A 281-nucleotide genomic window follows, 5' to 3' on the forward strand; every position below is an offset into this window, starting at 1 on the left:
CGGGCCGGGGAAGCGGCGCCGGACGGGGACCTGGCCGACCTGGGGACGCCGGACACGCCCGCGGAGCAGGTGCGGGCCGGGGCGGAGGCCACCGGGGCGCCGGGCGGGGGCGGCGCCGGGGGCAAGGCGCACAAGGAGCGCCACGGGCCCGCGTGGGCGCTGCGCGAGTCGCTCGACTCGGACACCCTCCACCTCGCCGTGCAGCTCGACTTCGATCACCAGGAGCGCAGGCCCGACGTGCGGCCGGGTCCTGGCACGCCCGCCTCGGGGACACCCGCGGC

Annotated in this window: 1 protein-coding gene; it reads left to right on the plus strand. The window is 80.8% G+C overall.

Features of this window, described 5'->3' with window-relative positions; genetic code table 11:
• On the plus strand, positions 1 to 281 hold a 281-nt coding region (locus AOK03_RS43985), incomplete at both ends, for a hypothetical protein (protein WP_244177606.1).

This window comes from Streptomyces atriruber, from assembly GCF_001418325.1.
GTDB classification, from domain to species: Bacteria; Actinomycetota; Actinomycetes; order Streptomycetales; family Streptomycetaceae; genus Streptomyces; species Streptomyces atriruber.